The sequence below is a fragment of the Micromonospora sp. bgisy143 genome (assembly GCF_057708145.1).
In genome coordinates this window covers 15,771-33,773 of the sequence record NZ_JBYIRN010000030.1, presented here as the reverse complement: position 1 = coordinate 33,773, position 18,003 = coordinate 15,771, and the positions used below count along the sequence as shown (strand labels likewise).

General features: G+C 71.4%; 17 protein-coding genes. 13 read left to right on the top strand and 4 right to left on the bottom strand.

Features of this window, described 5'->3' with window-relative positions; translation table 11 throughout:
• The first annotated feature begins 1 nt into the window (after position 1).
• Positions 2-1,741, top strand: a complete 1,740-nt coding sequence (locus AC3EN4_RS26985) for an IucA/IucC family protein (protein ID WP_435208884.1) — start codon at positions 2-4, stop codon at positions 1,739-1,741.
• A 47-nt stretch (positions 1,742-1,788) separates the two neighbouring features.
• On the opposite strand, the gene AC3EN4_RS26980 is transcribed toward AC3EN4_RS26985, so the two are convergent.
• On the bottom strand, positions 1,789-2,838 hold the full coding sequence (locus AC3EN4_RS26980) for a S66 family peptidase (RefSeq protein ID WP_435208815.1): 1,050 nt from the start codon (positions 2,836-2,838) through the stop codon (positions 1,789-1,791).
• A 321-nt stretch (positions 2,839-3,159) separates the two neighbouring features.
• On the opposite strand from AC3EN4_RS26980, the gene AC3EN4_RS26975 reads away from it, so the two are divergent.
• The 3 genes from AC3EN4_RS26975 (at position 3,160) to AC3EN4_RS26965 (ending at position 6,709) form a co-directional block, all read left to right on the top strand.
• Positions 3,160-5,493 (top strand): beta-L-arabinofuranosidase domain-containing protein, encoded by a 2,334-nt coding sequence (locus AC3EN4_RS26975; RefSeq protein WP_435208813.1) that lies wholly within the window; start codon positions 3,160-3,162, stop codon positions 5,491-5,493.
• 152 nt (positions 5,494-5,645) lie between these two features.
• The gene (locus AC3EN4_RS26970) at positions 5,646-6,380 is read left to right on the top strand and encodes a hypothetical protein (RefSeq protein WP_435208811.1); all 735 of its coding nucleotides are present in this window, start codon (positions 5,646-5,648) and stop codon (positions 6,378-6,380) included.
• Positions 6,377-6,709 carry a transcriptional regulator gene (locus AC3EN4_RS26965; RefSeq protein WP_435208810.1) on the top strand — a complete coding sequence of 111 codons (333 nt, stop codon included), beginning with the start codon at positions 6,377-6,379 and terminating at the stop codon, positions 6,707-6,709. Before AC3EN4_RS26970 ends, AC3EN4_RS26965 begins: the two co-directional genes overlap by 4 nt.
• A gap of 8 nt (positions 6,710-6,717) precedes the next feature.
• On the opposite strand, the gene AC3EN4_RS26960 is transcribed toward AC3EN4_RS26965, so the two are convergent.
• Positions 6,718-7,182 carry a MarR family winged helix-turn-helix transcriptional regulator gene (locus AC3EN4_RS26960; protein ID WP_422735061.1) on the bottom strand — a complete coding sequence of 155 codons (465 nt, stop codon included), beginning with the start codon at positions 7,180-7,182 and terminating at the stop codon, positions 6,718-6,720.
• Between the two features lie 136 nt (positions 7,183-7,318).
• Between AC3EN4_RS26960 and AC3EN4_RS26955 the strand changes: the two genes are divergently transcribed.
• Positions 7,319-7,879 (top strand): NADPH-dependent FMN reductase, encoded by a 561-nt coding sequence (locus AC3EN4_RS26955; RefSeq protein WP_422735060.1) that lies wholly within the window; start codon positions 7,319-7,321, stop codon positions 7,877-7,879.
• Positions 7,880-7,973: 94 nt separating this feature from the next.
• Positions 7,974-9,263, top strand: coding sequence for an MFS transporter (locus AC3EN4_RS26950; protein WP_435208809.1), 1,290 nt, complete (start codon positions 7,974-7,976; stop codon positions 9,261-9,263).
• A gap of 8 nt (positions 9,264-9,271) precedes the next feature.
• On the opposite strand, the gene AC3EN4_RS26945 is transcribed toward AC3EN4_RS26950, so the two are convergent.
• Both AC3EN4_RS26945 and AC3EN4_RS26940 read right to left on the bottom strand, forming a co-directional pair.
• Positions 9,272-9,757, bottom strand: coding sequence for a GNAT family N-acetyltransferase (locus AC3EN4_RS26945; RefSeq protein ID WP_422735058.1), 486 nt, complete (start codon positions 9,755-9,757; stop codon positions 9,272-9,274).
• A 53-nt stretch (positions 9,758-9,810) separates the two neighbouring features.
• Positions 9,811-10,878, bottom strand: a complete 1,068-nt coding sequence (locus AC3EN4_RS26940) for a LacI family DNA-binding transcriptional regulator (protein WP_435208808.1) — start codon at positions 10,876-10,878, stop codon at positions 9,811-9,813.
• A gap of 93 nt (positions 10,879-10,971) precedes the next feature.
• Here AC3EN4_RS26940 and AC3EN4_RS26935 point away from each other — a divergent pair, with 93 nt between their 5' ends.
• From AC3EN4_RS26935 to AC3EN4_RS26905, 7 genes are all read left to right on the top strand, one after another.
• Positions 10,972-11,688, top strand: coding sequence for a cupin domain-containing protein (locus AC3EN4_RS26935; RefSeq protein ID WP_435208806.1), 717 nt, complete (start codon positions 10,972-10,974; stop codon positions 11,686-11,688).
• A gap of 282 nt (positions 11,689-11,970) precedes the next feature.
• Entirely contained in the window at positions 11,971-12,963 is a 993-nt protein-coding gene (locus AC3EN4_RS26930) for an ABC transporter permease (protein WP_435208804.1), read from the top strand.
• 23 nt (positions 12,964-12,986) lie between these two features.
• Positions 12,987-13,991, top strand: coding sequence for an ABC transporter substrate-binding protein (locus AC3EN4_RS26925; RefSeq protein ID WP_422735054.1), 1,005 nt, complete (start codon positions 12,987-12,989; stop codon positions 13,989-13,991).
• A 4-nt stretch (positions 13,992-13,995) separates the two neighbouring features.
• A complete protein-coding gene (locus tag AC3EN4_RS26920) occupies positions 13,996-14,790 on the top strand; it encodes an ABC transporter ATP-binding protein (RefSeq protein WP_435208801.1) in 795 nt (264 codons plus the stop codon).
• A 27-nt stretch (positions 14,791-14,817) separates the two neighbouring features.
• Complete coding sequence (locus AC3EN4_RS26915) at positions 14,818-15,969, top strand: Gfo/Idh/MocA family protein (protein WP_422735052.1); 1,152 nt, start codon at positions 14,818-14,820, stop codon at positions 15,967-15,969.
• Complete coding sequence (locus tag AC3EN4_RS26910; protein WP_435208799.1) at positions 15,966-17,120, top strand: dihydrodipicolinate synthase family protein; 1,155 nt, start codon at positions 15,966-15,968, stop codon at positions 17,118-17,120. Before AC3EN4_RS26915 ends, AC3EN4_RS26910 begins: the two co-directional genes overlap by 4 nt.
• Before the next feature lie 20 nt (positions 17,121-17,140).
• Complete coding sequence (locus AC3EN4_RS26905; RefSeq protein WP_435208882.1) at positions 17,141-17,980, top strand: sugar phosphate isomerase/epimerase family protein; 840 nt, start codon at positions 17,141-17,143, stop codon at positions 17,978-17,980.
• The last annotated feature ends 23 nt before the right edge of the window (positions 17,981-18,003 follow it).

The window sequence follows — 18,003 nt, the reverse complement described above, 5'->3', positions numbered from 1 at the left end:
CATGCTGGTCCGCAAGGCGCTCGCCGAGTTCACCCACGAGCGGCTGCTCACCCCGGCGCCCGTGCCGGGCCCCGACGACCGGCAATGGTACGAGGTCCGCAGCGACGACGGCACGGTCACCTACCGGTTCGCCGCCCGGGTGCTCGCCCTGGCCCACTGGCAGATCGACGCCGACAGCATCACCCGCCACCGGGACGGCGTCTCGCTGCCACCCGACGCGGTGGACCTGATCGTCGAGCTGCGCGACGCCCTCGGGCTCTCCGCGCGGGTGCTCCCGGTCTACCTGGAGGAGATCACCTCCACCCTCGCCGGTACGGCGTACAAGCTCGCCCAGTCCGCGCCGAGCGCCGCCGAGCTGGCCGGGGCCGACTTCCAGACCATCGAGACGTCCATGACCGAGGGGCATCCGTGCTTCGTGGCCAACAACGGCCGGCTCGGCTTCGGCGTCGACGAGTACCACCGTTACGCGCCGGAGGCCGCCACACCGGTACGCCTGGAGTGGCTGGCCGCGCACCGCGACCACTCGACGTTCAGCAGCGCCGCCGACCTCGACTACGACGCCCTCATCGCGGGCGAGCTGGACGCGTCGACCCGGGCCCGGTTCGCCGCCACGATGGCCGAGAACGGGCTCGACCTCGCCGACTACCATCTCATCCCGGCGCACCCCTGGCAGTGGTGGAACAAGCTGGCCGTGACGTTCGCGGGCGAGTTGGCCGAACGACGGCTCGTGCACCTCGGTCCCGGCCCCGACTCGTACCTGGCGCAGCAGTCCATCCGGACCTTCTTCAACGTCAGCGAGCCGGGCCGGCACTACGTCAAGACCGCGCTGTCGGTGCTGAACATGGGCTTCATGCGGGGACTGTCGGCGGCGTACATGGCCGCCACCCCGGCCATCAACGACTGGCTGGCCGACCTGATCGCCGCCGACGAGGTGCTGGCCGGCACGGGCCTGACCGTCATCCGGGAACGGGCGGCGGTCGGCTACCGGCACCGGCAGTACGAGGCGGCCACCGAGCGGACCTCCCCGTACCGCAAGATGCTCGCCGCGCTGTGGCGGGAGAGCCCGGTGCCCGGCCTGGCCCCGGGGGAGCGGTTGTCCACGATGGCCGCGCTGCTGCACGTCGACGCCGACGGCGGCTCGCTGGCGGCGGCGCTGATCGAGCGGTCCGGTCGCGCGCCCGAGGTCTGGCTGCGCCGCTACCTGGACGCCTACCTGACCCCGCTGCTGCACAGCTTCTACGCCCACGACCTGGCCTTCATGCCGCACGGCGAGAACGTCATCCTGGTCCTCGACGAGCACGACACCGTCCGGCGGGTGATCTTCAAGGACATCGCCGAGGAGATCGCGGTGTTGAGTGCCAACGTCGCGCTGCCGGCCGAGGTGGAGCGGATCCGGGTCGAGGTGCCCGACGACACCAAGCTGCTGACCATCTTCACCGACGTGGTGGACTGCTTCCTGCGCCACCTCAGCGCGGTGCTGGTCGAGGCGGACGTGCTCACCGAGGACGCCTTCTGGGGCACGGTCGCGTCCTGCGCCACCGACTACTTCGCGCGGGTGCCGCACCTGGCCGAGCGGGTCCACCACTACGACCTGTTCGCCCCCGAGTTCGCGCTGTCCTGCCTCAACCGCCTCCAACTCCGCGACAACCAGCAGATGATCGACCTGGCCGACCCGTCGGCCGCCCTCCAGTTCGTCGGCACCCTGACGAATCCGCTGGCCGCCTACGCTCCGGCCCGCTGACGCCACTCCGCGTCCCGGCGTCAGCCGGGACGCGGAGCAGCGGTCGGCTACCGGTAGTCGGCGAAGATCCGCCGCTCCACACCGTCGACGCTGACCGGGCCGCCGTGCGGCAGGATCCACTGCGGTCTGGTGTGGCCGAACGGAACGCCGACGCACACCACCGCGTCGGCGTTGTAGCGGCGCACCACGTCGACGACCGTGTCGCGCTGCCGCTCACGGAGCCGCGCCCGCTCCTGCGCGTCGGGCTTGCGGTCGAAGTCGGAGACCGGTGGACGGGCGACCAGGACCGCGTCGACCGCGCCGAGGAGACCGCGTTCACCCAGCGCGCGGACGATCCAGCCGACCTCGCGGGCGGGCAGGAGCTCCTCCGAGGTCTCGATGATCAGGACACCGCCGCGCAGCACATCGGGCGGGAACGGGAAGCGTCCCGCCGTGAGGATCCACTGCAGGACCTCCAGGCACCCACCCCAGGTGGGGCCGGTGACCGTACGCGGCGGCCCGTACCAGCTCCACGGCTCGGTCGGCTCGCGGTCCCCGAACGACTGCAACGCCCGCGGGTCGTCCCAGGGGACCCCGATGTCCTCGGACTCGCCGGGGTCGGTGACCTCCAACCGCTCACCGGTGAGCAGGGCGGCGCGCAGCGACCGGGCGTGGATGTCGTCCACGGCGGGACCGGGACCGAGGTGCACCTGGGACGACCCGCCGTAGAAGCTCGCGATACCGAGTCCCCAGAGCCACTGGTGCAGGTTGGTGTTGTCGCTGGTGCCCAGGAACGGCTTCGGGTCGGCGCGGGCCAGGTCGGCGTCCAGATGGGGGATGACGGTGATCTGGTCCTCCCCGCCGACGACGGCGAGGATGGCGCGTACCCGAGGATCGGCGAAGGCGGCGTTGAGGTCCGCCGCGCGCGCCTGCGCGGTCGCGCCCACGGCGCGGGTGGTGGGGTACTCGACCGGCACGAGCCCGGTCACGTCGGCGAGCCGGCGCATGGCCTGCTCGTGGATCTCGGGGAACGCGCCGGCCGCGGCGAACGAGGGTGACAGGACCGCGATGCGGTCGCCCGGTCGCGCCTTCGGAGGACGCACAACGTCGTGCTGCATCCCGAGATTCCACCAGCGACACCCGTCGGCGCGCATCCCGTTTCGGGGTGCGTCGACGGCGGCCGCGCCGTACAGGGATCCATCGGTGTTATCGATAACACGAGGTGGAGTCACATACCGTACCGGTGTCCTGATGGCTGATCTACCAGCTCAGACGCGGTGCACAGCGAGCCGTAATAGTTAGAACCTTGAATTTCCCAGTCATCCGGCCGTAGCATGCCGGACACGGATGTGAACGTTAACGTTCGGACCCCTGCATCCCACCGAGCCCGTCCCGCCCGGTTGCCGTCCCGTCGCCGGTAGCGCTCATCTGGAGGTCCCATGTCGTCCCTGCCCCTCAGCCGACGCCGCGTGCTGCAGGCCGCCGGCGCCACCGCCGTACTCTCCGCGACCGGCGCCACGACGCTCGGCGCGGCCCCCGCCGCCGCTGCCGTGGTCCCGCCCGCACGGGCGGACATCGGCGTCGGCGCCTACGCCTTCGACCCCGGTCAGGTGCGACTGACCAGCGGCCGTTGGTTCGACAACCAGAACCGCACCCTGAACTACCTGCGCTTCGTCGACGTCGACCGGATGCTCTACAACTTCCGCGCCAACCATCGGCTGTCCACGAACGGCGCCGCCACCAATGGTGGGTGGGACGCGCCGAACTTCCCGTTCCGTACGCACATGCAGGGGCACTTCCTGACCGCGTGGTCGCACGCCTACGCGGTGCTGGGCGACACCACCTGCCGGGACAAGGCGAACTACATGGTCGCCGAGATGGCCAAGTGCCAGGCGAACAACGGCGCGGCCGGGTTCGGCGCGGGCTACCTCTCCGGCTTCCCGGAGTCGGACTTCACCGCGCTCGAGGCACGCACGCTGTCCAACGGCAACGTGCCGTACTACTGCATCCACAAGACCCTCGCCGGCCTGCTCGACGTCTGGCGCTACACCGGCAACACCCAGGCCCGTACGGTGCTGCTGGCCCTCGCCGGCTGGGTCGACACCCGCACGTCCCGGCTCAGCTCCAGCCAGATGCAGTCGATGCTGGGCACCGAGTTCGGCGGCATGAACGACGTGCTCACCGACATCTACCAGATGACCGGTGACAGCCGGTGGCTCACCACCGCCCAGCGGTTCGACCACGCCGCGGTGTTCAACCCCCTCGCCAGCAACCAGGACCAGCTCAACGGCCTGCACGCCAACACGCAGGTGCCCAAGTGGATCGGCGCGGCCCGCGAGTTCAAGGCCACCGGGACCACCCGTTACCGGGACATCGCCAGCAACGCGTGGAACATCACCGTGAACGCGCACTCGTACGTCATCGGCGGCAACAGCCAGGCCGAGCACTTCCGGGCGCCGAACGCGATCGCCGGTTACCTGAGCAACGACACCTGCGAGCAGTGCAACACCTACAACATGCTCAAGCTGACGCGCGAGCTGTGGCTGCTCGACCCGAACCGGACCGACTACTTCGACTTCTACGAGCGCGCCATGATCAACCACCTGATCGGCGCGCAGAACCCGGCCGACAGTCGCGGTCACATCACCTACTTCACCCCGCTCAAGCCCGGTGGACGGCGGGGTGTGGGTCCGGCGTGGGGCGGCGGCACCTGGAGCACCGACTACAACTCGTTCTGGTGCTGCCAGGGCACGGGCCTGGAGATCAACACGAAGTTGATGGACTCCGTCTACTTCTACAGCGGCACGACGCTCACGGTGAACCTCTTCGTGCCGTCCGAGCTGAACTGGACGCAGCGGGGGATCACGGTCACCCAGAACACCACGTACCCGGTGAGCGACACCACCACGCTCACGCTCTCCGGCACGATGAGTGGTTCGTGGAGCATCCGGGTGCGTATCCCGTCGTGGACGAGCGGCGCGACCATCAGCGTCAACGGGGTGGCCGAGTCGGTCAGCACCACGCCGGGCAGCTACGCCACCGTCACCCGCACCTGGGCCGCCGGCGACACCATCACCGTACGGCTGCCGATGCGGGTGGTCATGCGGGCCGCCAATGACAATCCCAACGTCGCCGCCGTCACGTACGGCCCGAGCGTGCTCTGCGGCAACTACGGCAACACCACGCTCAACTCGTTGCCGTCGCTCGTGGTCTCGTCGATCGCGCGGACCAGCACCAGTTCGCTCGCGTTCACCGCCACCGCGAACGGGTCCACCGTCAACCTCGCGCCGTTCCAGGACGCCCACGGCTACAACTACACGGTGTACTGGAACACCAGCACCAGCAGCGGTGGCGGCAGCTACCGGCTGGTCAACGTGGGCAGCGGGATGGTCCTGGGCATCCAGAACATGTCCACCGCCGACGGCGGACTGGCCCTGCAGTGGGACGACAGCGGCACCGCCGACCACAACTGGGTCATGATCACCGACGGTAGTGCGGTCCGGTTCCGCAACGTCAACAGTGGCAAGGTCCTCGGCGTGGAGAACATGTCCACCGCCGACGGGGCCCGCGTCCTGCAATGGTCGGACAACGGCACCGCCGACCACCGGTGGACCCTGGTCAACAACGGGGACGGCACCTACAAGATCCGCAACGTCAACAGCGGCAAGTTGCTCGGCATCCTGAACAACTCCACGGCCCGGGGCGCCCAGGCCGTGCAGGATTCGGACAACGGCACTGCGGACAACCGCTGGCGGTTGGTGGCCAACGCCTAGACCGTCACCGCACTGCTCGGCCCGACCGGGGGCGGGTGTCGACATTCTGAGCCGAGGATGTCGACACCCGCCCCCGGTGCTGTCCGGGCGCGGTCCGCGAGAGGTCGCCCAACTCTCTTGCGCGGATAGGTCTGTAATGCAAAGCTAACTCCATGACACACGAATCCGCTCCGCAGGCGGACGGCCCTCGGGAGCTGCTGGCCGCCGTGCGCGACCTGACCCGCCAGGTCCAGGTCGCCCAGCGCGGCACCTGGTTCGCGCTGCTGGTCCTCGCGGTGGTCACCCTGGCCGCGATACCCGTCTACCGGTACGCCCCCTACCTCGACCTGTTCGACACCTGCCGATCCCGCGAGCAGCACACGGTCTGCATGCAGCCCAATCCGGCGGAGCTCGGGTACTGGACCGTCGCGCTGGTGCTCGCGTACGCGGCGATCGCCGGCTTCTACGTGCGGCAGTCCCGACGGCGTGGTGTGGGCACCCCGATCCGCCCCTACGTCCTCGTCGGCGTCGCGTTGGCCGTGCTGATGGCCGCCGTGTCGATCTGGCTGACGTTCCACCCGCTCCTGCCCGTCCCCGCCGACCCCTTCTCCACCGACCCGGTCGAGATCGAGGTCGGGCCGGCGGAATGGCTCGTCAACGGGCTGACGAGTCCGGTCGCGGTCATCGCGCTGGCGCTGCTGGTGCTCGCGCGGGTCGAACGGAACTGGGCGCTGCTGGCGTACAGCCTCGGCTACCTGGTGATCGTGCTGGTGCAGGGTGGGCAGGTCATCCACTCGACCTCGCCGTGGTTCTTCCTGCCGCACCTGCTTCTCTCGGCGGCGCTGCTGCTGCTCGGCAGTGCCGCCTTCGCCCTGTTCCGGCCGCGCATCGAGGTTCCGCGGCGATGACCGACCATCCCACCAACGGCCTCGACGACGTGGTCCACCAGCGCGTCCGACTGGGCATCCTGGCCATCGCGCACCAGGCCCGCCAGGTCGAGTTCGGCTTCCTGCGCACCACCCTGCAGTTGACCGCGGGCAACCTGGGGCAGCATCTGGCCGTCCTGGAGAAGGCCGAGCTGATCCGGATCGAGAAGGGGTACGAGGGCAAGCGCCCCCGTACCTGGGTGACCCTCACCGCTGCCGGTCAGGCCGCCCTGCGCGAGGAGATCGCCCATCTCAAGCAACTCATCCAGCAGGTCGAACAGACGGAGCCGGCGTCGACCGCCGACCGGTGACCTGAAGCTCAGTCGGCCGTTCCCGCGCGCCGGAAGGCGCGGGCCAGCTCGGCCAGGTCGAGGCCCTCGAAGTGGCGCAGGAACCGGCGGCGGACGGCCGCCAGGTGGCTGGGCCAGGACTCCTGGAGGCGGGCGAAACCCGCGTCGGTGAGCACCGCGTTCCAGCCCCGGGCGTCCTCCTCGCACCGCTCCCGCTTGACCAGCCCCTGGCCCTCCAGCCGGATGATCGTCCGGGTCATGCCGCTGAGCGAGAGGTAGCAGGCCGCGGCCAGTTCGTGCATCCGCATCCGCCGCTCCGGTGCCTCGGAGAGGTTCATCAGGGCGGTGTACTCGGTCAGGGGGAGCTGTCGGTCGCCCACCATGTCGGCGTCGATGGTGCGTGGCACCACGTACATCACCTGACCCAGGGCACGGACCAGCGCCTCCTCGTCGGGATCGAGGGGGCGCGGCACCTCTGCGCGGGAATCGGCCATCCGCCCAGCATAGTTGCTTGATTGAGCAATTGCTTACCCAGCGTGTGAGCATGGTCATGGTGCAGCCATTTGCTTGACGAAGCAAGGAGCGGTTAGCGTTCCGGCGGCCAGGTTCGGACTAGTGAAAGGCGCAGTCATGACCAAGATCGGGATCATCCTCGGCAGCACCCGCCCGGGGCGCAACGGTGAGGCCGTTGCCCGCTGGGTCCTCGAGAACGCCCAGCAGCGCACCGACGCGCAGTTCGAGCTGATCGACCTGCTCGACTACAACCTCCCGCACCTCGACGAGGCGATGCCGCCGGCGATGGGCCAGTACAGCCAGCCGCACACGCTGCGCTGGGCCGAGACCATCGCGTCGTTCGACGGCTTCATCATGGTCACCCCCGAGTACAACCACTCGACCTCCGGCGCCCTGAAGAACGCCATCGACTTCCTCTACAACGAGTGGAACAACAAGGCCGTCGGGTTCGTCAGCTACGGCTCCGTCGGTGGCGCCCGTGCCGTCGAGCACCTGCGCCTGATCGCCGGTGAGCTGCAGATGGCCGACGTGCGCTCGCAGGTCGCGCTCTCGCTCTTCACCGACTTCGAGAACTTCAGCACCTTCAAGCCCGGCGACCAGCACCTGCCGGCGCTGACCACCACGCTCGACCAGGTCGTGGCCTGGAGCGCCGCGCTCGCGCCGCTGCGCAAGAGCTGACCTTCCTCGAGTACGCCTCGGACGGCCGCGGGAATCGCTCCCGCGGCCGTCCGCGTACCCACGGCCGGCGGCGCGGGGCGATAGCCTCGGCGGGATGAGCGCAACGCCCCGGCCGGGCCGGACCCCACTGTGGCGGGACCGCGCCTTCGGCACCTACTGGATCGCCCAGTCCCTCTCCGCGGCCGGGGACGCGTTCGCCTACCTGGCGGTACCGCTGCTGGTGTTGCAGGCCACCGGGTCGGTGGCACAGATGGGCCTGCTCACCGCCGTCGCGGGAGCGGCATCCGTGACGGCCGGCGTCTTCGGCGGGGTACTCGTCGACAGGTACGACCGCCGTACGTTGATGATCGTCGCGGACCTGGTCCGGCTGGTCCTCTACGGTCTGGTGCCTCTCGTCTGGCTCGCCGGCCCACAGGTCTGGCTGCTCTTCGTCGTGCTGCCGATCTGCGAGGCGGCCGGCATGCTGTTCCAGGTCGCGGCGGTGACCGCCGTGCGCAACCTGGTCGACGCCGACCGGATCACCGAGGCCAACGGTCGGCTCCAGGCCACGTTCGCGGCGACCGCCGTGCTCGGGCCGCTGCTCGCCGGGGTGGTGTCGGCCCGCTTCGGCCCGGCGGTCGCCATCGCCGTCAACGCGGCGAGCTTCGCGCTCTCGGCCGCCGGCCTGCGCCTGGTCCGCCTGCGCGCCGCCCGGCCCAGCGACGCCCCGCCGACGGTCCGGGGTCGTCCGCTTGTCGAGTTCCTGGCCGGGGCGCGGTTCCTCTGGCGACAGCCCGTGCTCCGCGCGCTGACCGTCCTGCTGTCGGTCTTCATCTTCCTGACCTACGGCTTCACCGACGTGCTGATCTACCACGTCACGCACGACCTCGGCGGCACCGAGGGCACCGTCGGCACGGTGCTCGGCCTGGCGGCGCTGGGCACGGTCGCCGGGGCGCTGCTGGTGGCCCCGCTGCGGCGGCGACGCGGTTTCGGCACCACCTGGATCGGCGCGCACCTGATCTGCGGGTTCGCGGTGGCGGGTGTCGGCGCGGCGACGTCCGTGCCGGCCGTCACCGCGTTGACCGCCGTGTACCTGTGCTGCGTCAGCGTCGGCGGGATCTGCTCGATGTCACTGCGCCAGGAGATCACGCCCGATCACCTGCTCGGCCGGGTCACCTCGGCGTTCTGGAGCACGCACTACGCCCTCGGTCCGGCCGGCGCCGCCATCCTCACCTGGGCCGCCGGCCGGTACGGCGTACCGGCGGTGGCGTTCGTCGCCGGAGTCGGCTGCCTGCTGGTCGCGGTCGGCGGTCTGTTCACCCCGATCCGCCGCGCGGGCGGCGAACCGGCCGCCGACCCGCCGGGACTCGGGCCGGCCCCGGCCGTCGGCACGACCGGCGGCTGAGGCGCGGGTCAGAACTCCCGGTACATGACGTGCAGGCCGACCCGGCCGAGGGTGCGGTGGCGGAACGCGCCCGGCACGGTGCCGACCACCTCGAACCCCTCCCGCCGGTACAGCTCGACCGCCGTCCGGTTCGTCTGCACCACGGCGTTGAACTGCATACCGGCGTACCCCGCACGCCGGGCCCAGGTCAGGGCGTCGCGGCAGAGCGCGGTGCCCACACCCCGGCCACGGGCGTCGGCGGCGACCAGGAAGCTGGCGGTGCTGACGTGCGCTCCCGGTCCGGGGCGGTTGGGCCCCATCTTCGCGCTGCCCAGCACCCGGTCACCGTCGGCCGCGACCACGGTCCGCCCGGGCGGGGCCTCGACCCAGACGGCGTACGCCTCGTCGGCGGTCATCTCCGGGTCATATGCGAAGGTCTCCTGTGCCCGGATCACGTCCTCGATGATCGGCCACACCTGCGACCAGTCCTGGTCGGCGAACGTACGGATCAACACGGGCGCAGGCTACGCAGGACGGGCCGGCGGGGACAACGGGGTTTACGGGCCGGTCACGAGGTGGCGCGGGCCCGCCGGGCGCGGGGTGTCGAGGTGTCGCGCGTCCGGTCGGACGCCGGCCCGGTGGTGTCCCGGCGGACCAGCTCGGCGGGCAGCACCTCGACCCGGGGTGTCGGCGCGACCGCGCCGAGCACCAGCGACATCGCCCGTACGCCCATGTCGACCAGGGGGAGCCGTACGGTGGTCAACGCCGGCGTGACGTCCCGGGCGACCGGCATGTCGTCGAAGCCGACCACGGAGATCCGCCCCGGTACGGCGAGCGAGCGGGCCCGCAGGGTGGCCAGGGCGCCGATGGCCATCGAGTCGTTGAGCGCCACGATCGCGGTCAGCTCGGGGTCGGCGTCGAGCAGCCGGCCGGCGGCCTCCGCGCCCCCGTCCCGGTCGAACTCGGCGTACCGGATGCGCCGCTCGGGCAGGTCGAGGCCGTGTTCGGCGAGGGCCTGCCGGAGCCCGGCCAGCCGATCGGTGGTGGTGGTGAGGATGCGCGGACCGGCGACCACGCCGATCGCCCGGTGCCCGAGCGCGCAGAGTTCCCGGCCGGCGAGGTGACCGCCGGTCCGGTTGTCCGGCATGACGGCGTCGCCGGAGTGCTCGTGGCGGCCGATGACCGCGACCCGGCCGCCGGTCGCCTCGTACGCGGCGAGCTTCTCGTTGAGCTGCCGGGTGAAGGCGTCGTCGTGGTAACCGGACCCGGCCAGGATCAGCGCCGCCACCTGGTGGCCCCGCAGCAGCTCCACGTACTCCAGCTCGCGGTCCGGGTCGCGGTAGCTGTTGCAGATCATCAGCAGCCGGCCCTGGTCGGTGGCGACCCGTTGCAGCCCACGGGTGATCTCGGCGAAGTACGGGTCGGAGACGTCGTGCACGATCACGCCGACGGCGCTGCGGTGCGAGCGGGCCAGCAGTTGGGCGTGCGCGTTCGGCACGTACTGCAACTCGGCGACGGCCGCGAGCACCCGCTCGCGCAGCTCGTCGGTGACCGGTTTGCTGCTGCCGTTGATGACGCGTGAGGCCGTGGCGGGTGAGACGCCCGCGCGTCGCGCCACGTCGGACAGGGTCGCCATGTCCCGCCCCCTCGGTCTGTTGACGGCGTTTCGCCGTGCCGGCTAGCGTCACCGTACCGCAGAGAAAGCCCTTTCCCGCAGGGAGGCCCGGCCATGTCGGATCGCTTCGCGGCACTGCCCGGCGGCATCGGCGTGTCCCGGCTGCGCGTCTACGACACGGCGGCGCCGGACGGCCTGGTCGGCGGCACCCCGCACGTGCACCTGTGCTGCACCGAGGGGTACGTGGTGACCGGCGGCGAGGGCGCGGTGCAGACCCTGAACGGCGCGGGATTCCGGGAGACCCCGCTGCGGCCGGGCACCGTGCTCTGGTTCGAGCCGGGCACCGTGCACCGCCTGGTGAACGGCGGTGGTCTGTCCATCGTGGTGCTGATGCAGAACAGCGGTCTGCCCGAGGCCGGGGACGCGGTCCTCACCTTCCCACCCGAAGTGCTGGCCGACCCCGAGGCGTACGCCGAGGCGGCGGCGCTGCCGGACGGGGGAGCGCCGGGGGCGGACGTGCGGAGCGCGTACCGGCGGAGGAACCTTGCCGTGACCGGCTTTGCGGCGCTGCGGTCCGGCGGTCCGGCGGCGCTGGCCGCCTTCCACGCGGCTGCGGTGGCGCTGCGTCGGCCGCTGCTGACGGCCTGGCGGCGGCGGTGGGCGGACGGTGCGGGTCGGGCGGCGGCCGACACCGGCGCGCAGTTGGACGCCCTGGAGCGGGGCGACTCCGGATATCTGGGCGCGGCCGGCGTGTACGCGGTGGACGCGCCGGTCGAGCGCGGCCGGTTGGGGATGTGCGGCCTGCTCGACACCTATCCCGCCGGCCACTGACGCCGCGAGTCCGGCCGGCGGGGTCCGGTTCGGACCGCGCGGTTGTTGATCCACTCGGGTTCAGGGAAGTCGCGGTGTCCGAGGGTCAGGGAAGGCCCGGTTTCCGGTCAGCCGAGTCGACCTTGGACGGTGCCTTCAGCGCGCGGCCCGGTTGACGTCGAATAGATCGAGGAAAGGCCTTGCCTGCCGTCTGGAGGCCGCCTACGCTCCCAGGAAAGCGTTTGCCTGACCCGCCGACCGGCCCGACTCCCGGGTGCCGCGTCGGGCCCCGAGGAGGTTCGCGTGACCGAGAACTCTTTGGACACCACAGGCCGGCGCACCGCCGCTGACCCGCTGAGCGGTGAGCGGGAAGGCGATTCAACCGCCACGGCCGAGCCGTCGCCCCGCTCGACGGACGCTCCGGTCCGCGCCGACCGTGGGCCGGGATCCCGGGTGGCCGATCGGTCCTCGGACAACGACGGCCGTTCACCCCGATCCACCCTCGGCCGTCGTGCGGCGGCGGTCGCCGACTCGCTGTGGCGGCCGGCGCTCGTGCTGGCCGCCCTCTTCCTCGCCTGGTGGTTCGTGGCGGCCCGGGAGTACGTGCCGAACTACCTCGTGCCCACCCCCGGTCAGGTCTGGACCACGATGACCGACCAGTGGTCCGAATTGGCCCGACACACCCTGGTCACGCTCTACGAGACCGTGCTCGGCTTCGTCCTGGCCGCCGCGCTCGGGCTGGCCACCGCGGTCGCCATCGCCTACTCGCGCACCCTGGACAAGGCGCTCTACCCGATCGTCCTGTTCGCACAGGTCATCCCGAAGATCGCCATCGCGCCGCTGCTGGTCGTCTGGTTCGGCCTCGGCCTCACCCCGAAGATCATCCTGGCGGTGCTCATCGCGTTCTTCCCGGTGGTCATCTCCGGCGTCGCCGGCCTGCGCTCGACCGACCCGGAACTGCTCGACCTCTCCGCCACGATGGGCGCCGGGCCCTGGCGCACCTTCCGCAAGATCCGCTTCCCGAACGCGTTGCCGCACCTGATGGCCGGCCTGAAGGTGGCCGTCACCCTCGCGGTGGTCGGCGCCGTGGTCGGCGAGTTCGTCGGCGCCAGTGAAGGGCTCGGCTACGTCCTGTTGCTGGCCAACGGCAACCTCGACGCCCCGCTGCTGTTCGCCGACCTGATCCTGATGTCCGCCATCGGCATCGTCCTGTTCGTCCTGGTCGAGATCGCCGAGGCGCTGCTCATCCCGTGGCACGCCAGCCGCCGCGCCGGCGTGTCCCTCACCACCTCCTGACCGACCCCATCACGGAGGCACCGATGAAACGCACCGCCACCACCATCCTGGCCACCGCCGCCCTGCTGCTCGCCGCCGCCGGCTGCGGCGGCTCGGACTCCGCCGGCAAGACCGGCGCCGACGGCAGGAAGCAGGTCACCCTCACCCTCAACTGGGTGCCGTACGGCGAGCACGCGCCCTTCTACTACGGCCTGCAGAAGGGCTACTACTCCGCCGAGGGCATCGACCTGAAGATCCTGCCCGGCAACGGCTCCGGCAACACGGTCAAACAGGTCGCCCAGAAGCAGACCGACTTCGGCTGGGCCGACAGTCCCGTCCTGCTCAAGTCGGTGGCCAGCGGGATGCCGGTGCGCAGCCTCGGGGCGTACCTGGAGAAGGGCCCCTCCTCGGTGGAGTTCTTCACGGAGAAGAACATCAAGACCCCGGCCGACCTGAAGGGCAAGACCGTCGGCGGCACCCCCGGCGACGCCCTCTACGCGACCTTCCCGGCCTGGCTGGAGAAGAACGGCCTCAAGAAGGACGACGTCAAGGTGGTCAACGTGGACGCCGCCGGCAAGATCGCCGCCCTGGCCGAGGGCAAGGTCGACGCCATCATGGGCTTCTTCCACGACCAGGCGCCCACCATCGAGAGCAAGACCGGCAAGAAGGTCGACGTGCTGCTCTTCGCCGACTACGGGATGAACCTGCTCGGCACCGGTCTGATCGCCAACACCCAGACCCTGCAGAAGGACCCGGAGCTGGCCCGCAAGTTCGTCCGGGCCACCCAGAAGTCTTGGGCCGACGCGGCACGTGACCCGGCCGGCGCGGTGAGTGCCATGGTCGCGCTCGCCGAGAACGAGCCCGCCCCCGAGGTACTCACCAAGCAACTCACCCTCAACCTGCCGCTGCTCGGCGCCGACGGCCCGGCCGGGGTGAACACCGACGCCCAGTGGTCCGAGACCATCGACCTGATGGCCCGCTACGCGGAGCTGAAGGACCCGGGCGCGCCGAACGCGTACTGGGACTCGTCGTACGCGGCCAAGGGGTGACGAGGTGAGCGCCGCGCCGGCCACCGCCGGCACCGCCATCGCGCTGTCCGGGGTGACCGTCCGGTTCACCACCCGACGCTCGCGGACCACCGCCCTCGACGACGTTTCCCTGCACATCGAGCCGGGGGAGTTCGTCACCATCGTCGGCCCGTCCGGCTGCGGCAAGTCCACCCTGCTGAAGATCGTCGCCGGCCTGGTGCAGCCCACCAGCGGCGAGGTCGCGCTGCTGCGACAGCCGGTGCGCGGTCCGCAGAAGGAGATCGGCTTCGTCTTCCAGAAGGCCGCCCTGCTGGAGTGGCGGGGCGCGCGGGCCAACATCCTGCTCCAGGCCGAGATGCGCGGCATGGACCGGACCCGGGCCGCCCGCCGGGCCGACGAGCTGATCGAGATGACCGGACTGACCGGCTTCGAGAAGGCCCTGCCGCACGAGCTGTCCGGCGGCATGCAACAGCGGGTGGCGCTCTGCCGCGCGCTGCTGCACGCCCCACCCGTGCTGCTCATGGACGAGCCGTTCGGCGCCCTGGACGCGTTGACCCGCGAGCAGATGAACGCCGAGCTGCACCGCATCTGGCGGGAGACCGGCACCACCGTGGTGCTGGTCACCCACTCCATCGCCGAGGCGGTCTTCCTCGGCACCCGGGTCGTGGTGATGAGCGCCCGGCCCGGCCGGATCATCCGCACCTTCGACGTCGACCTGCCGGCGCACCGCGACTACGCGCAGGTGATGTCGGACTCCCGGTTCGACCGGCTCGCCACCGAACTGCGCGGGTTGCTCGGCAGCGCGGCCGCCAACCACTGAACGACCAGCACGACGAGAGGGAACATCATGACCCGCAGGTCGATCGGCATCATCGTCAACGGCGTGACCGGACGGATGGGCTACCGCCAGCACCTCGTCCGGTCCCTGCTGGCCATCCGCGAGGCCGGCGGCGTGACGTTGGCCGACGGCACGAGAATCTGGCCGGAACCGGTCCTGGTGGGACGCAACGAGACCAAGCTCCGCGAGCTCGCCGAGCGGCACGGCCTCACCGACTGGACCACCGATCTGACCTCCGCGCTGGCCCGCGACGACGTCGAGATCTACTTCGACGCCCTGGTCACGCAGCAGCGGGAGAAGGCGATCCGCCAGGCCATCGAGGCCGGCAAGCACATCTACACCGAGAAGCCGCTCGCCGAGGACACCGCTGCCGCGCTCGACCTGGCCCGCGCCGCCGACGCGGCCGGTGTCCGTACCGGGGTGGTGCAGGACAAGCTGTTCCTGCCCGGGCTACGCAAACTCAAGCGGCTCGTCGACGGCGGCTTCTTCGGCCGGATCCTCTCGGTGCGCGGCGAGTTCGGCTACTGGGTCTTCGAGGGCGACTGGCAGCCGGCCCAACGCCCCTCCTGGAACTACCGCGCCGAGTCCGGCGGCGGCATCACCTCCGACATGTTCCCGCACTGGCACTACGTGCTCCAGGAGCTGTTCGGCCGGGTCACCGCCGTCACCTGCGTGACCGCCACCCACGTGCCCGAGCGGGTCGACGAGGACGGCCGTACCTACGCGGCCACCGCGGACGACGCCGCGTACGCCATCTTCGAACTCGACGGCGGCGTGATCGCGCAGATCAACTCGTCGTGGGGCGTGCGGGTGTACCGCGACGAGCTGGTCGAGTTCCAGGTCGACGGCACCGAGGGCAGCGCCGTCGCCGGGCTGCGCGGCTGCCGGGTGCAGCACCGGGCGGTCACCCCGAAACCGGTGTGGAACCCGGACCTGCCGGTCACCGAGGACTTCCGCGCGCAGTGGTCCGAGGTGCCCGACAACGAGGAGTTCGACAACGGCTTCAAGGTGCAGTGGGAGGCGTTCCTGCGGCACGTCGTGGCCGGTGAGCCGTTCCGGTGGGACTTCCTGGCCGGCGCGCGCGGCGTGCAGCTCGCCGAACTGGGGCTCCGCGCCGCCCGCGAGGGCGTCCGGGTCGAGGTCCCGGAGCTGCACCCGTGACCGCCGTCGAGGTGGCGTTGCCGGGCGGGCGGCGACACCGACTCACCGGGACCGGCGGATTCGCCCGTCCGGCCACGCCGGCGACCAGCCGGATCGGGTACGCCGCCGCGCACGTGGTCGCCGACCCGGGCGCGGAGAACGTGCCGGGCGCCCCGGCGGCGGTGGACTGGGACGCCACCCTCGCGTTCCGGCGGCACCTGTGGTCGTACGGGCTGGGGGTCGCCGAGGCGATGGACACCGCCCAGCGGGGGATGGGGCTGGACTATCCGGCGACCCGGGAGCTGATCCGGCGCAGCGCCGCGGAGGCCCGCGCCGCGCACGGGCGGATCGTCGCCGGGGTCGGCACCGACCAGCTCCCGCCCGCTCCGGCCACCCTGGCCGAGGTCACCGCCGCCTACCGTGAACAGCTCGACGACGTCCGCGCCGCCGGCGCCCGGCCGGTACTGATGTGCAGCCGGCACCTGGCCGCCGCCGCCCGGGACGCCGAGGACTACCTGCGGGTGTACGACGAGTTGCTGACCGCCGCCGGTGAGCCGGTGGTGCTGCACTGGTTGGGTCCGATGTTCGATCCGGCGCTGACCGGCTACTGGGGGTCCGCCGACCTGGACCTGGCCGCCGACACGGTGGTCGAGCTGGTCAAGGCGCACCAGTCGACGGTGGACGGCATCAAGGTGTCGCTGCTCGACGCCGACCGGGAGGTGGCGCTGCGGCGTCGGCTACCGGCCGGGGTACGCCTCTACACCGGCGACGACTTCCACTATCCGGAGTTGATCCGGGGGGACGAGGTGGGCCACTCCGACGCGCTGCTCGGTGTGTTCGCGGCCATCGCACCGGCCGCCGCCGCCGCGCTGGCCGCTCTCGACCGGGGGGACCTCTCGTCGTACGACGAGATCTTCGCGCCGACCGTGCCGCTGGCCCGGCACCTGTTCGCGGCGCCGACCTGGCACTACAAGACGGGCATCGTGTTCCTGGCGTGGCTGGCCGGGCACCAGGACCACTTCACGATGGTCGGCGGCGCGCAGTCCGGCCGCTCGTCGGCGCACCTGGCGACCCTGCTCACCCTCGCCGACGAGGCCGGGCTGCTGCCCGACGCGGACCTGGCCGCCGCCCGCGCCCGGGCGTTCTTCACCGTGGCGGGAGTTGTGCAGTGAGCGCGAGGAGTGAGCCGGGTTTGCGAGCCCCGCAGTCGCGAACGAGGACCAGCCCAGCAAGTCTCGCGCGGTTCTCGTTCAACCAGGCCACCGCCCAGCGCTGGGCGCTGCCCGACGTGGTCGCCGGCTGTGTGGCGGCCGGCGTGCCGGGCATCGGGCTGTGGCGGGAGCCGGTGGCCGAGTACGGGTTGGCCCGCTCGGCGAAGCTTGTCCGCGACGCCGGTCTCAGCGTCACGTCGCTGTGCCGGGGCGGCTTCTTCACCGCCGACGGCTGGCGCGCGGAGAACCTGCGGGCCATCGAGGAGGCGGCCGCGCTGGGCGCACCGGAACTGGTGCTCGTCTCCGGTGGGCTACCGGCCGACAGCCGGGACGTCGACGGCGCCCGCCGTCGGGTCGCCGACGCGATCGCCGACCTGGCCCCGCACGCGGCGGCGGCCGGGGTACGGCTGGCGATCGAACCGCTGCACCCGATGTTCGCCGCCGACCGCTGCGTGATCGCCACCCTCGGCCAGGCGCTCGACATCGCCGAGCGGTTCGACCCGGCGGTGGTCGGGGTGGTCGTCGACGCGTACCACGTCTGGTGGGACGACACCGTGTACGCGCAGATCGCCCGGGCCGGCGCGCGGATCGCCGCCTTCCAGGTCTGCGACTGGGTGACACCGCTGCCGGAGGGGGTGCTGCTCGGCCGGGCGTTGCCCGGTGACGGGTGCATCGAGCTGCGGCGGCTGCGTGAGGCGGTGGACGCGGCCGGCTACCGTGGCCCGATCGAGGTGGAGGTCTTCTCCGCCGAGGTCTGGGCGCGGCCGGGCGCGCAGGTGCTGGACGCCGCGATCGCCGGCTACCTGCGCCATGTCGTCTGATCGGCGCGGGCCACAGGGGTACG